Annotated in this window: 13 protein-coding genes and 3 tRNA genes; 11 read left to right on the forward strand and 5 right to left on the reverse strand. The window is 49.6% G+C overall.

Annotated features, from left to right (window positions below; all coding sequences use genetic code 11):
• Window positions 1-43: 43 nt before the first annotated feature.
• The 4 genes from IDM48_RS05035 to IDM48_RS05050 form a co-directional block, all read right to left on the reverse strand.
• Window positions 44-2680, reverse strand: coding sequence for an FtsX-like permease family protein (locus IDM48_RS05035; RefSeq protein WP_190618378.1), 2637 nt, complete (start codon window positions 2678-2680; stop codon window positions 44-46).
• Complete coding sequence (locus tag IDM48_RS05040) at window positions 2677-3477, reverse strand: ABC transporter ATP-binding protein (RefSeq protein ID WP_068170259.1); 801 nt, start codon at window positions 3475-3477, stop codon at window positions 2677-2679. Before IDM48_RS05040 ends, IDM48_RS05035 begins: the two co-directional genes overlap by 4 nt.
• Before the next feature lie 112 nt (window positions 3478-3589).
• Entirely contained in the window at window positions 3590-4279 is a 690-nt protein-coding gene (locus tag IDM48_RS05045) for a response regulator (RefSeq protein WP_068170258.1), read from the reverse strand.
• A gap of 39 nt (window positions 4280-4318) precedes the next feature.
• Window positions 4319-5590 carry a sensor histidine kinase gene (locus IDM48_RS05050; RefSeq protein ID WP_083147204.1) on the reverse strand — a complete coding sequence of 424 codons (1272 nt, stop codon included), beginning with the start codon at window positions 5588-5590 and terminating at the stop codon, window positions 4319-4321.
• Between the two features lie 147 nt (window positions 5591-5737).
• On the opposite strand from IDM48_RS05050, the gene IDM48_RS05055 reads away from it, so the two are divergent.
• The 10 genes from IDM48_RS05055 (at window position 5738) to IDM48_RS05100 (ending at window position 12759) form a co-directional block, all read left to right on the forward strand.
• A complete protein-coding gene (locus tag IDM48_RS05055) occupies window positions 5738-6802 on the forward strand; it encodes a 3-isopropylmalate dehydrogenase (protein ID WP_190618381.1) in 1065 nt (354 codons plus the stop codon).
• Window positions 6803-6815: 13 nt separating this feature from the next.
• Window positions 6816-7913, forward strand: coding sequence for a branched-chain amino acid aminotransferase (locus IDM48_RS05060; RefSeq protein ID WP_190618383.1), 1098 nt, complete (start codon window positions 6816-6818; stop codon window positions 7911-7913).
• Between the two features lie 159 nt (window positions 7914-8072).
• Window positions 8073-8846, forward strand: a complete 774-nt coding sequence (locus IDM48_RS05065) for a fumarylacetoacetate hydrolase family protein (RefSeq protein WP_151144526.1) — start codon at window positions 8073-8075, stop codon at window positions 8844-8846.
• Between the two features lie 54 nt (window positions 8847-8900).
• A complete protein-coding gene (gene gltX, locus IDM48_RS05070; protein ID WP_190618385.1) occupies window positions 8901-10418 on the forward strand; it encodes a glutamate--tRNA ligase in 1518 nt (505 codons plus the stop codon).
• 174 nt (window positions 10419-10592) lie between these two features.
• Window positions 10593-10664, forward strand: a tRNA-Gln gene (locus IDM48_RS05075).
• 24 nt (window positions 10665-10688) lie between these two features.
• Window positions 10689-10761, forward strand: a tRNA-Glu gene (locus IDM48_RS05080).
• A gap of 193 nt (window positions 10762-10954) precedes the next feature.
• Window positions 10955-11344 carry a hypothetical protein gene (locus IDM48_RS05085; protein WP_190618388.1) on the forward strand — a complete coding sequence of 130 codons (390 nt, stop codon included), beginning with the start codon at window positions 10955-10957 and terminating at the stop codon, window positions 11342-11344.
• Between the two features lie 116 nt (window positions 11345-11460).
• Window positions 11461-11937 (forward strand): hypothetical protein, encoded by a 477-nt coding sequence (locus IDM48_RS05090; RefSeq protein ID WP_190618390.1) that lies wholly within the window; start codon window positions 11461-11463, stop codon window positions 11935-11937.
• 37 nt (window positions 11938-11974) lie between these two features.
• Window positions 11975-12544, forward strand: a complete 570-nt coding sequence (locus IDM48_RS05095) for a hypothetical protein (RefSeq protein WP_190618393.1) — start codon at window positions 11975-11977, stop codon at window positions 12542-12544.
• Window positions 12545-12582: 38 nt separating this feature from the next.
• Window positions 12583-12759 (forward strand): hypothetical protein, encoded by a 177-nt coding sequence (locus IDM48_RS05100; RefSeq protein WP_190618395.1) that lies wholly within the window; start codon window positions 12583-12585, stop codon window positions 12757-12759.
• Window positions 12760-12879: 120 nt separating this feature from the next.
• Here the strand turns inward: IDM48_RS05100 and IDM48_RS05105 are convergent, their stop codons facing one another.
• Window positions 12880-13242 (reverse strand): hypothetical protein, encoded by a 363-nt coding sequence (locus IDM48_RS05105; RefSeq protein WP_068170230.1) that lies wholly within the window; start codon window positions 13240-13242, stop codon window positions 12880-12882.
• 132 nt (window positions 13243-13374) lie between these two features.
• On the opposite strand from IDM48_RS05105, the gene IDM48_RS05110 reads away from it, so the two are divergent.
• A tRNA-Glu gene (locus IDM48_RS05110) sits at window positions 13375-13447 on the forward strand.
• Window positions 13448-13534: the final 87 nt, after the last annotated feature.

The following is a 13534-nucleotide window of genomic DNA, read 5'->3' on the forward strand; positions in this document are numbered from 1 at the left end:
AAGAGCCGGCCCCACGCAAGTGTGAGGACCGGCTCTTTGGTGTTTAGCGGGTATGCTGTAGGGCTTCTATGGGTGAAATTTTTGCGGCTTGTTGTGCGGGCGTAAGGGCTGCCAACCAGCTCAGCAAAATTGCAGTACATATCATTGCAAGAATCTCTATCCAGGGGAAAGAATACTTCACCGCTAAATCTTCAACCGCTAAGATTTGCAATCCCATCGCACAGATAGAGACCCCCACCAGCGATCCAAGTACTGCCGCAACAAGAGAAATCATCAGGATTTCTGTTGAGATGAGTTGTTGAAGTCTTTGACTGGGCATTCCAATGGTTCGGAACAGAGCGTTATCTTGGGATCTTTGAATGGTGCTGAGAGTGGTTGAGTTTGCTACTCCTGCGCAGGAGATAAGAATGGTTGCAGCGAGCAAGATAAAGCATGCCATCAAGACTTTATTGAGGTTTTCTTCCATAGAATTCCTTTCAAGTGCACCACCGCTGAGGGCTTGAAAAGGAATCCCCAACGTCTGGGCGATGACATTCATATCTTCCTGAATCGCAGAGAAACCTGCACCGGGTGTTGTCTTGAAGAAAACCGTAGGATAAACATTATTCTTTGAAAATAATTCTTGTGTGGGCTGACCTAGCTCCTGCTGGGTTTTCGAAGAAATGAGTGGAAATGGGATGTTTGCAGAGGTAAACCTCACTGTGAAATTTGCATTCGATTCTGTTCCTTGCACCGAGATCTTTTCGCCATCGTGAACGTTATTTGCCTCAGCAAAATCCTTATTAATGACGATTGTATGAGTGTCTTGAAGTAACTCACTGACAACCGGTACGGTTTGTTGCAATTGAGTCCAGTCAGCCGCGTACGCCACTGGTAAGAAACCAGGTTGAGCTGGGGAATCTAATAGTAATGTACCTGCGGGGCTAACGACCTGGGCTGATTCAACCGTGGGAAGATTCTCTAACTGAATCACCTTTTGGGAAAGGTTTTGTACTTCCTTGCTGACTGAAGAGTAGGTGAGTGAGGGGGTTGTTCTATCTGGGCTCATGGTGGCTGTTAGCGAAACAGGTGACCATTCATCCAGCGCAGTGAAAATTGTAGTTTTCATGGAGGAATACCCCATCAGCACCGCTCCTATCAGCACTGTGGATAAAAATATCATGCGCCCGGTAGCTGCAGTGCGTGTTGCCGAATGCACGGCGTTCTGAGAAGCCAAAGCACGATTTGAAAAGGGAGATGCTCCCCACCGGAAAATCTGAATAATCCAGCGAAGGATGAGGGGGAAGAGCAACACCCATCCCAGCATCAGGGAAAAACAACCTGCGAGAATCAATAGTGTTTGGTCGCTGATATTTCCACCTACAAATACCCCGGTTCCTAATATGCTGAGTAGTAATCCCAAGAGTGCCACGCGAGGCGAGATAGCTCGTTCAGAACCGCGAGCACTCACAGAAGTAAACATCGCCAAGGGAGAGATCTTGAAGACTTTCCAGGTGGGCAGCAAATTTGCTAGAAGTGTCATCGAAACCCCTACCAAAAACCCGATGAGTCCAGCACTGGTGGAGAAATCAATGGTGAAATCTTGAAAAACCTTGCTGAGGCAAAATGCTAAAACATAGGCCAGTGAAACCCCTACTGCTGAGAACACTGCACCTAATATCAGACTTTCGAGCATAAGAAGCCAAAATACAGTGATGCTGGATGCCCCCAACGTACGGAGTAGAGCTAGCTGAGGAACTCGTTGAGCTACCAAAGCATGAAAAGTATTGGCAATTACAAAGGCAGACATCAATAAAGCTAATCCACCAAAGACGAGCAACACATACAGTTGGACGTTGACGCCCTGGCTCTGGTTGCGTACTGCTTGTTGGATTTGAGCCTCAACTGATGAAAGTACCGGACGTTGCTTAGACTCAATATTTGCCCATAAGGAGTTAAGTACTTCGGCAGATTTATCGTGTGGATCCTGTAGCTCAAGAAGAACCTGACGCGCTCCAGAGACATTTCTTGACCCAGCGCTATCAAGGGCCAAATCATCTAGATTCTTTTGGAGAGCTGAACCGCCTTCGAATACTGACCGAGCTGCAGAGGAATTAGGTTGCTTTACCTGAAAGATACCCACGATTGTTCGTTCGGAATCTTTCACTTCCCCTGTTTCAGAATTGAGCGCAAGGTCAGTCATTGGAAAATGATTGCCTACCATCAGCCCGTATTCTTCAGCGGTTTGGGAGGAAACCAAAACCTCATTGGAAGCAGTAGGCGCACGTCCATCAATAGACCAGGGAAATATTGAGGAATCTTCAGGAAAATTGGAACGCGTCATGATTGCAGTCTTATTTTCTACCAGTTGCAGGCTTTCTTCTCGTTTATAGAGAGGCCAACTTGATTTCACCACTGGTGAATCAGCAATATCTCGGAGTACTTGCTCCGACAGAAAATCCTCGCCTTTATCAGTGTCCCCATAAAAACTTCCCGGCGCTTGAGCTACATAATCGGAATTTTTATAGAGAGAAGTTGCATCTTCTTCAAGAGCTGCAGTTGTAGATTGATTGACAATAAAAATCCCCGTCAGAAAAAGAACAGCCAGAGTAATGCCTAACGCGGTCAAAGATAGTTTCGAGCGCTCGCTGACGAGCTGCGATACAGCTACGGTTCTCAATGAAGTAACTTGTGATTTCACTGTTCTTCTCCCAACTCGGTAAGAGCGTCCAGCACGGATTCTCGGGTGGGATTATCAACCTGGTTGACCAGCGCGCCGTCCTTCATCAGCACTACACAATCTGCGTAGGAGGCAGCTTGAGGGTCATGGGTCACCATAAGAATGGTTTGCCCATATTTCTGACTAGCCTCTCGGAGAAGTTCAAGAACTTCTCGGCTTGAATGAGTATCAAGATTTCCTGTGGGTTCGTCTGCAAAGACAACGGCAGGGCGGGTAAGTAGTGCTCTGCAGATAGCAACGCGCTGCTGTTGCCCACCTGATAATTCTGCAGGTTTATGGGCGAGTCGCTCACTGAGCCCCAGCGAACGAATGAGTTGATTCTTCCAGAGAGTGTCAACGCTTTGTCCAGATAATCCTGCTGGCAACTCGATATTCTGCTCAGCGGTCAGAGTGGGAATGAGATTGAATGCCTGAAAAATGAAGCCAATCTTTTCGCTACGAAACCGGGACAGTTCCGCATCTTTCTTACCGTACAGTTCGTTGCCATCAATCATTATTGATGTTTTGGTATCTTCATCAGCAGTATCAAGGGTGGAAAGCACATGAAGGAGGGTAGATTTACCTGAACCAGAAGCTCCCATGATGGCGGTAAATTGCCCTTGTGGGAAGGCAACATCGAGATTGTTGAGAACCCGAACGTTATTTCCGCTAGCTCCATAGGTTTTACTGAGATTCTTTGCCACCACGGAATATTCAACGGACTGAGGAATTGAACTAGGGGGACGAGAGGAGAAGTCTGAAGATGAGTGAGCTGTCATACTTTTAATAATGAACTAGCTGGTCAGGGAACACATCGCACTCTAGTCTGAAGCTTAAGGTTTAAATATTTTTTGAAAGTCATTCTCTAGTATGATGACGGCCTCTCTCTGGCTAGTTTTTCATCAGCCCAGCTTCATACGCCATAACCACAGCTTGTACTCTGTCCCGAGCTCCCAGCTTGGCAAGGATATGTGAAACATGTGTTTTAACGGTTGCTTCACTCAGAAACAGAAATTCACAGAGCTCCTTATTTGTCATGCCCCGTGCCATGAGTAGCAGAAGCTCATGTTCTCGACCGGTGAGTGAAGCAATACGCTCCAAATGAGGGGTCGTGGTGCTATCTGACGGCTTGGTTATTAGGGGTACCATTTTCTCCATGAGCCGTTTGGTTGCGGATGGGGCAATGACGCCGTCGCCCCGGTGAACTGTGCGTATAGCGGTGAGTAGTTCTTCCGGTGGAGCATCCTTGAGGAGAAAACCACTTGCTCCCAGACGGATCGCCTCAAAGACATAGTCGTCTATATCAAAAGTAGTCAGCATAATAATTCTGGCGCGGGTTGAGCTCCGGAGAATATGCGCGGTAGCTTCCAGCCCATTCATCTGGGGCATTCGAACGTCCATCATTACAATGTGGGGCTCACGATTCTCCTGCTGTAATTGGAGAAACTGAGAAAGGGCATCCTCGCCGTCGGAAGCTTCAGCTACAACGTGGAAATCCGGTTGAGAATTAATGAGCATGCTAAGCCCATTTCGTACCAAGAACTGGTCATCAACGAGCATAATTTTCAAGGAATCATTCATGGGTGAACCTCTTTGCCTTTAATAAAATCAGTTTCTTCATTACCGAATGAGAGTTGGAATAGTTGCCTCCAAGACGAATCCGCCGTCTGCGAGCTCACCGTAATGCAGGGTGCCCTGATACAAATTGATTCTCTCTCGCATGCCCAAGAGACCCCGGCGGGATCCTGGTAGCGATTCATCGGTTTGGGCTGGAGGTGAATTTTTAATACGTATTGTCAACGACTCATGGTAAGCGGAGAGCGTCACCTCAACTTTGTCTGCTGATGCCGCATGTTTTCTGATATTCGTCAATGATTCTTGAACCACTCGGTAGGCAACCAATTCGGCTCCTGAGGGGAGAAGGTCAGCAATTTCTGATTCACTGATGGTATCGCTAAATGCCACGTTGAATCCGGCAGCTCGCATCTGTTCTATTAATTGGGGAATATTTCTCAGGGCTGGCAATGGCTCCAATCTCGTTCCCTCAGTGGTTCTCAGAACTCCAAGAAGTTGACGCATTTGCCCCAATGATTCTCGAGCCGTGGAAGAAATCGTTTCAAGGGCGCGGATCTCTACGGATTCGGTCGGCGGATAGGATGAAATCTTCTGAGTTTCTTCTGAGTTGGAAGAAGTCGTGGATTCAGCCTGAGCTGCGTATCGTGCTCCATCTGCCTGGGTAATAATGCTCGATAACGAGTGCGCTACGATATCGTGCATTTCGCGTGCGATGCGAGCACGTTCGTCTTGCGCTGCCAACTGTCTTTCTTGTTCTCGCTCGTACTCCAGCTGTCTGGTTCTTTCTTCTAGCTGCAGTTGCCGTATTTCGCTCAGTCGCAAAGTATTTCCTACCAGCCAGGGTATGAGTACTAATGCCAGACAAACAAAAGTTCCTACTGCGGTAAAGAGAATGTGCTCTAGCGGCGTCCATCCATAGCCGTTGACGAGTTTCAAGAGGGTTAGACCGCCCAGGAATGAAGCAAGAATTGCTCCCGCTAAAATAAGACGGCGTTGCTTGAGTCGACCATGTCTGGCGAAATGGTAGACCATGACGGGCGCTGGCCACCAGGTCGTAAAAACGGGATAGGCGAGAAACATCGAGAATGCCATGGAAAACACCACTGCTATGAGCGCGAGTTTAGCCCTGCTGTACCGGAAATATAAGGCAGTAGTTGCAACGAAAAATAGGGCAACGCCCCACACCGTTTGGTTGGTAGAAGCGACGATGGCAAATGCCGGGGGCATGGTAAGACACTGCATGACAGCGATGAACACTGCATTCAGGGCAGTACGATGGCGGTAGAAAAAATCAGAGCGAAGGGCAGGACTCGACACCTCTCTAGTCTAGGAAAACGCTTAAGGTGAAAAGACGGGACACTACGCCAAATACAAAAAGTTCATACTCGGGTATGAATATTCATATGGTGAGACGCCTCTGCTCGGAAGTGTCAACGCTAATCGACCGCGTATTAATGTGGAAACATGACTGACTCTCGAACACTCAATCTTGCGATTATTCCCGGTGATGGTATTGGTCCCGAAGTTGTGGCTGAAGCCGTCAAGGTGCTGGACGCCGTCGCCTCTCGGCAGGGATTCAGCATCCAGAAAAAACACTATGCCTTGGGGGCAGAACACTGGCTGGAAACGGGGGAGACCCTCAGCGACGAAGTGCTCAATCAACTGAAAGACCACGATGCAATCCTCTTTGGTGCGGTAGGAGCTGACCCTCGCTCATCCACCATTCCTTCTGGTTTGATTGAGCGTGAAATTTTGCTGAAGCTTCGTTTTGCTTTCGATCACTTCATCAATCTACGCCCCTCCCGGCTTTTCCCCGGCGCTGTTTCTCCTCTAAGCAACCCCGGTGATATCGATTTCGTGGTCGTCCGTGAAGGCACTGAAGGCCCCTATGCAGGTAACGGGGGAGCGCTGCGCCAGGGCACGGAAGCAGAAATCGCCACCGAAGTTTCGGTCAACACCGCTTATGGCGTGGAGCGTCTCATCCGCTACGCCTTCGAACTGGCGAATTCGCGGGCGCGAAAGAAGCTCACCCTGATTCATAAGACCAATGTGTTGACCAATTCAGGTCAGCTTTATACCCGCATCTTCGATCGGGTGGCCGCAGAGTATCCCGAGGTCAGCACCGATTATTGCCATATTGATGCGGCGACCATCTACCTGACTACCGAGCCTTCCCGCTTTGACGTTATCGTGACCGATAATCTGTTTGGGGACATCCTGACCGATCAGGCAGGTGCTGTCACCGGAGGAATAGGTCTCGCTGCCTGCGGCAATATCAATGCCAGCCGCCAATTTCCCTCCATGTTTGAGCCGGTTCACGGGTCAGCACCCGATATCGCGGGTCAAGAGAAAGCGAACCCCATTGCCTCCATCCTTGCCTCTGCCATGTTGTTGCGCCATGTTGGTGAAGAAGAGAGCGCGCAGATAATTGAAGCTGCCGTGGAAAAAGATCTGAAAGAAAACGCTACTCACGAGCGAACCACCGGCGATATCGGCTCAAGCATCGTTACATTGGTAGAGAACGCCTAAGAGGAGATTGAATATGACTCACGAATTTACTATCACCAAAAATCCCAATCCGGCATCAGAAGAGAAGCTGGCAGAAGTTTTTGCGAATCCAGGTTTCGGCAACCACTTTACTGACCACATGATTACTATCGAGTGGAATGGCAATTATGAGGACGGCGGCGAATGGTCGAACGCTCAGGTAGTGCCCTATGGACCGCTTTCGCTGGATCCAGCTGCCGCAGTTTTCCATTACGGCCAGGAAATTTTTGAGGGTATCAAAGCGTACCGTCACAGCGACGGGAGCGTCTATACCTTCCGTGCCGAGGAGAACGCACGACGTCTAAACCAGTCCGCTCGTCGTCTGGCTCTGCCTGAACTACCTGAAGAACTCTTTGTGGAGGCACTCAAACAGCTGGTATCTATTGACGAGCGTTGGGTTCCTAACGGGGAGGGCGAGGCACTCTACCTTCGCCCCTTTATGATCGCTACCGAAGCGTACCTGGGTGTGCGCCCGGCGCATCAGGTAAAGTTCCTCGTTATTGCTTCACCTGCGGGTAACTATTTTGGTTCCCCCGAGCCAGTTGATATTTGGCTCTCCACCAAGTATGCGCGTGCTGGCGTGGGCGGAACCGGTTTCGCAAAGTGCGGTGGTAACTATGCCGCTGCGATGATGGGTCAAATTGAAGCTGAAGAACACGGTTGCAAGCAAGTAATCTTCAAAGATCCCAACCGCGACGACGCCATTGAGGAGCTGGGCGGAATGAACGTTTTCTTTGTCTTCGGCAAAGAAAACAAGATTGTGACTCCTGAGCTCACCGGTACGATTCTCAGCGGCATCACCCGTAAGTCTCTGTTGCAGCTGGCTAAGGATCGCGGGCTCACCGTGGAGGAGCGTAAATTTACGCTGGCGGAGTGGAAGGACGCCGCAGCATCCGGTGATCTGACCGAAGTTGCCGCGTGCGGTACTGCCGCAGTGGTGGCGCCTTTTGGCACTTTGAAGGCTGAAGATTTCGAGATTCCCGCTGTGTCCGAGGGCTTCGGTGAGATTTCTAAATCTCTCCGTGACGAGTTGGTGGGAATCCAGACCGGTGCGGTGGAAGATCCGCACGGATGGCTGACTAAGCTGGTCTAATTTTTCTCGAAAACGGGGGAGGGGCGCGTGTGCCTTCTTCCCCGTTTTTTGCACTGTGGCATCATGGGAGGAAAAACCAGCGTGTGAATTTGCATCGATTCGGGGAGCTGTTGAGCATTCCACGGTGCACCCTCACGCTTCACGCGGTAGCCTAGTGGTATGCGAATTGCTCGATTTACTGTAGAAGATCAACTTCATTTTGGCCTGGTTGAAGGCGGGGACGGCGAAGAGACGCTGACCGTTCTTGCTGGGGACCCTTTTTATATGGGGGTTCAACAGACTGAAAAAACATATAAGTTGGACGAAGTCCGTTTGCTTTCACCGATTATTCCTCGCTCCAAGGTGATTGGTGTAGCCCGCAACTGGAACGATCACGCTTCTGAGCTGGGCAATGAGGCCCCGACTAGCCCGCAGTACTTTATCAAGCCCAACACCTCGGTGGTTGGTCCCGGCGATCCGATTAGCTTGCCTGAATGGTCCGAGGAAGTTTCCTTCGAGGGCGAGCTCGCGGTAGTGATTGGTCGGATTGCTAAGTCTGTGCCTGTTGAGCGCGTGGATGAAATCATCTTCGGCTACACGGTGGCCAACGATTTGACTGCCCGCGACGCGCAGAGAACCGACTTGCAGTGGACTCGCGCCAAGGGCTTTGACGGTGCGTGCCCGCTGGGTCCGTGGATTCAGACTGAACTGGATACCGATGATTTGGAAATCAAAACCTGGGTGGACGGTGACCTCAAGCAAGATGGCACTACCTCAGACATGATTTTCTCTGTAGCTGAGCTGGTAGCGGCAATCTCCGAAGGCTTCACCCTGCTGCCCGGCGACGTCATTCTGACCGGCACTCCCGCAGGCGTTGGGCTGCTCAAACCCGGTAACGAGGTGGAGATTGAGGTCGAGGGAATCGGCGCTCTGGTCAACACCATTCGCGGCTAAGTCCGCCCCTTCAAATTTTTATTCAACCTAAAGAAAGAGTCGTGATTTTTCGGTATGACCGATAAGACTGTAGAGCTCACTGATCCGAGCCAGACCCGCGTTCGTTTCTGCCCCTCACCGACCGGTACCCCTCACGTGGGTATGGTGCGTACCGCCCTGTTTAACTGGGCTTACGCTCGTCACACCGGTGGCAAACTGATTTTCCGTATCGAGGATACCGACGCTGCTCGTGACTCCGAAGAGTCCTTCCAGCAGGTTTTGGATTCTTTGCATTGGTTGGGCATTGAGTGGGACGAAGGCGTGGGCGTTGGTGGCCCTCATGAGCCTTACCGCCAGTCGCAGCGCGGCGATAAATACCAGGACGTTATCGAAAAGCTGGTTGCCGGCGGCTATGTGTATGAAGATTTCTCTACCCCCGCTGAGGTGGAGGAGCGTCATAAGGCTAAGGGCGAGGACCCCAAGCTGGGTTATGACAACTTCGACCGCGATCTCACTGAGGAGCAGAAAGAAGCGTTCCGCGCTGAGGGGCGTGAGCCTGTTCTTCGTTTGCGTATGCCTGATGAAGACATCACTTTTACCGACCTGGTACGTGGGGAAATCACGTTCAAGGCTGGTAGTGTTCCTGACTTCGTCGTCGTTCGTGCCAACGGTAAGCCGCTGTACACGCTGGTTAACCCTGTAGACGATGCTCTCATGGGCATTACCCATGTTTTGCGCGGTGAGGACTTGCTGTCTTCAACTCCTCGCCAAATCGCGCTGTACCGAGCCCTGGTTGAGGTGGGCGTGGCTGAGTTTATTCCACAGTTCGGCCACCTGCCGTACGTGATGGGCCAGGGTAATAAGAAGCTTTCGAAGCGTGACCCTGAGTCGAATCTCTTTCTGCTTCAAGAAGCTGGGTTCATCAAGGAAGGTTTGCTCAACTATCTTTCCTTGCTCGGTTGGTCGCTGTCCCATGACCAGGATATTTTCTCCATTGATGATTTGGTGGAGCACTTTGATGTCAAGGACGTTCTGGCGAACCCTGCGCGTTTTGACGTGAAGAAGGCTGAGGCTATCAACGGCACTCATATCCGTATGTTGGAGGCTGAGGATTTCCGCAACCGCCTGGTTCACTATTTGAAGGCTGCTGAGCTGGTTTCTGCTGAGTCATTTGACGAGTTGACCGCGCGTGAGCAGGAGATTCTGACCGAAGCTGCCCCCTTGGTGCAAGAACGTATGCAGTTGCTGGGCGAAGCCCCGGGACTATTGGGATTCTTGTTCAAGGAAGATTCAGAGATCGTCATTGCCGACGACGCGCGGAAGCAGCTCAAGGAGTCTGCCCCGCAGGTTCTGCAGGCAGCTCTTGATGTTCTTGAGCCCTTGGATGATTTCACCGCTGAGCTGATTCAGAATGCGCTTCGCGAGGCAATCGTTGAGGGTCTTGAAATCAAGCCCCGCCTGGCGTTTGGTCCGATTCGTACGGCGATGTCCGGTGCTAAGGTGAGCCCGCCGCTCTTTGAGTCCATGGAGATTCTGGGCAAGGAGTCTTCACTCAACCGGTTGAAGAGCCTTCTGGCTGATTTACAGAGCTAATCGGTAGGGGAGAGGCGCGCCGCTTGCATGAAGAGCCGGTGCGCCTTTCCGCTCTCTTTTACCCACTGTGATGCACCTCTACCTCTTTCGATTTGCACACTACTCAATCCTCGTATAGAGTTATTACTCGTTGCACAGGTCAAAGAAGAAAAATCTGAAGCCTAAACAACACATTGGGATATGGTGTAATTGGCAACACTACGGTTTCTGGTACCGTCATTCTAGGTTCGAGTCCTGGTATCCCAGCGAACATCTTTTGAAGATGTTTATGGCCCCATCGTATAGCGGCCTAGTACTCCGCCCTCTCACGGCGGCAACACCGGTTCAAATCCGGTTGGGGTCACAGGCTAAAATCCCTCGCAGAAATGCGGGGGATTTTTTTGTTTAATGACGTTGGATGAAAACATCAAATACTTGAGTTTAAACCCCGTAACTTTGGTGGGTGGAGATTCTGGCGACACGCCGACACTACCTGTGATAAGTCTTGCGCTGCGCTCCACTATGGAAAACTGAAAGAAAAGTGATTCATTTTACAGTTGATGAGAAATGGCGATGGACGTGAAATTGAGTTTGCGGGTGGAAGGCAATTCGAGGCCGAATACTTTCACCGCCGTGTTCCGCAAATGAGTACCTATTGCGGGGAAAAAGAAGATGGTACAGAGCTGTGCAACAAAGATTTGCGCCTTGAAGCAGAGCATCGCTTCACAAAGGAACATTATCTCAAGAAGAGTAGTGAGATGCGGGCGTATTGGGAGCCTCAGGGGTTCAAACCTTTTGTGGTGGGTGCAGATGCCCAATCCAAGAAAATTGCTTATAAGACTGACGGCGGTGCTCTGATTCAGTTTGATGCTGGTGAGAATGGGCTGATGATTTTTGCGGATTCTGTTTGTGTGTTGCCCGGTGAGCCTGATCTGTTGACATCTTAAATTGCACTTATATGAAAGGTCTGATTATGCGGAAATTAGTAATTGGGTGGTTAGTCCTGGGCACGATGGTTTGTTCTGGGTGCTCTATGCAGTTCGAGGATGGTCCGGGGAGTTCTGTGTCGGAGTCTGGTTCGAAGGTTGAAGCTGTGCAGGATGATTTTCGGGTAGCGGTGCAAGAGACGGTGAAAGCTACTGGTTTAGCAGACAATCAGTTCAAGTATCAAAGTGGGCAGGTCTATAACGCTTCGGAGTTAGAGGGGGATTTAGAAGGGTTCTTGGGTGCATGTGGTGATAACGGGGCCGGATATAAATACGATTATTCCGCTCCGATAGAAGGAGACAAAAAGTATTCAGCTGATGAGTGGGAGCCTCAGTCTGAGAAGATTCGAGCTAAATGGGAATCTTTGGGTTGGGAAGTGAAGAATGTTGCTCCGGGAACGAAGGACGCTCCGGAGATTACGATTGGGGCTTCGACTCCTGCTGGAGTGACGGTTCTGTATACGGTAAGCGATGGCGGAGTAGATTATATTCGGGTATCTTCACCGTGTTCTGCTGAGATCCCTGCGCCGTCGTCCTCTGCTTCAGCCTCATAGTCATTCGTTTTTCTGGGTTTTCGGGGAAGGTTTTTTGATGTTCATCTCTTCTGGGTTCCGTCGTTTGTTGAGTGTCCGCTTGGCTGTGGTTATGGCGGTGTTGGTGCTGTCAGGATGTGGTTCTGGTGAGCCGAGCGCTAATGAGGTTTTTAAGAATTATTATTCTGCGTTGACGGGTACGATGTCTGCTAGCGTGCATCGGGACGATTTTCAGTGGAAAAATGGCACCGAACCGTTTCCATATCTAGATAAAGCCAAATGGACTGATATGAAGAATAATTTACGTTCTTGCGATAATGAGGACGTCGCACGGCTGAATGGTATGTATGACACCTATAAGCTGAACTTGGGATACAAGAATCCTCAGGAAGCAACCGATAAAGTTGCAGCGTATTGGAAGTCTCAGGGCTGGGAAGTAAAAGATATTACTAGTGAGAAAGAGCCTGATATGCGTCAAATTCTTACGGTGACTGATACCGATGTCAATTTGTTGTATACCGCAAGTTCTCGTGGTGAGGATATTGAGGCTACTTCTCAGTGTATTTCTGAGTTCTATCACGAGGATTCTCCTGCGGAGGATCCGAAAATTTATTCAGCTCAAAAATAGTTCCGATGTTTCATTCCTTCTTTTTGATGTTTTTCTCGGTGCTCCATCGTTTTTTCAATATCTCTATGGCATTAGCAATGGGTATGCTCGTGCTTACAGGATGCGGTTCTGTGGATCAGAAGAATGAGGCTGTTGAGCCTGGTGCTAATGAGATTTTTAAAGAGATGTACTCTGCGGTGACTGTTGCTACTAGTGCTAATGGGAATGACAAATAGCTAATGAATCATAAGATTTAGGGCGACAAATACCGGTCCCAATGTACTGCTCGCGAGCAAATCTTGGATGCGAAATTATTCTGGTTCCTTTAAGTAGTGCTTTTGTTCCTGCAAGCATTCTTAGATGAGAGCTTCAAAAATAAAGCCCAGGATGTAGATGATAAAGGGCAGAAAAAATACCAGATCAAGGAAGATGACCACTATCGCCATGTCACCTCCTAAGCGGTTATATACCGTCGTCGACTTCCGTTCAGCTCTACTGAGTTTATAAGCCTTAAAAGCCAAGAATAAACTTGTTACCCATAAGAGAGGAGCAGCAACCCCAAAGAGAGTTATCAGTAAAATAGAAAAACTCGCAGTACTATTTGAAGCAAAACCCCCTATGAACAGTACTGGAGTAGCAATTATCATAATGAGAGCAATTGCTGGGCCACATAACGCTGCTTTGTTAGCCAAATCCTTAGACGGGGCATTCTCAATCATTTTATCTTCCATAGTTAGATGATAAACACAGCCCACTCATAAAACCGGTGTTCAAAAACACAAGCCCCCACCTTGTTCGGGCATATAAACCTGGGGTAAGCTATATCTCGTTGTCTTCGCGGCAATAGTGACGGCCCCATCGTATAGCGGCCTAGTACTCCGCCCTCTCACGGCGGCAACACCGGTTCAAATCCGGTTGGGGTCACAACCCAAAAATGCTCTTCACAATGAAGAGCATTTTTTGTTTAAAAATAGATTGCGCCGCAGGGATAAAACCCATAGATATGCAAGA

This window comes from Rothia amarae (assembly GCF_014705945.2).
GTDB classification, from domain to species: Bacteria; Actinomycetota; Actinomycetes; order Actinomycetales; family Micrococcaceae; genus Rothia; species Rothia amarae.

Bases quoted from the DNA above. Each gene is read 5' to 3' on its own strand.
- IDM48_RS05105 (WP_068170230.1), bottom strand. From the start codon at position 13,242: ATGATTGAGAATGCCCCGTCTAAGGATTTGGCTAACAAAGCAGCGTTA.
- IDM48_RS05045 (WP_068170258.1), bottom strand. From the start codon at position 4,279: ATGAATGATTCCTTGAAAATTATGCTCGTTGATGACCAGTTCTTGGTA.
- IDM48_RS05055 (WP_190618381.1), top strand. From the start codon at position 5,738: ATGACTGACTCTCGAACACTCAATCTTGCGATTATTCCCGGTGATGGT.
- IDM48_RS05065 (WP_151144526.1), top strand. From the start codon at position 8,073: ATGCGAATTGCTCGATTTACTGTAGAAGATCAACTTCATTTTGGCCTG.
- IDM48_RS05040 (WP_068170259.1), bottom strand. From the start codon at position 3,477: ATGACAGCTCACTCATCTTCAGACTTCTCCTCTCGTCCCCCTAGTTCA.
- IDM48_RS05095 (WP_190618393.1), top strand. From the start codon at position 11,975: ATGTTCATCTCTTCTGGGTTCCGTCGTTTGTTGAGTGTCCGCTTGGCT.
- IDM48_RS05060 (WP_190618383.1), top strand. From the start codon at position 6,816: ATGACTCACGAATTTACTATCACCAAAAATCCCAATCCGGCATCAGAA.
- gltX (WP_190618385.1), top strand. From the start codon at position 8,901: ATGACCGATAAGACTGTAGAGCTCACTGATCCGAGCCAGACCCGCGTT.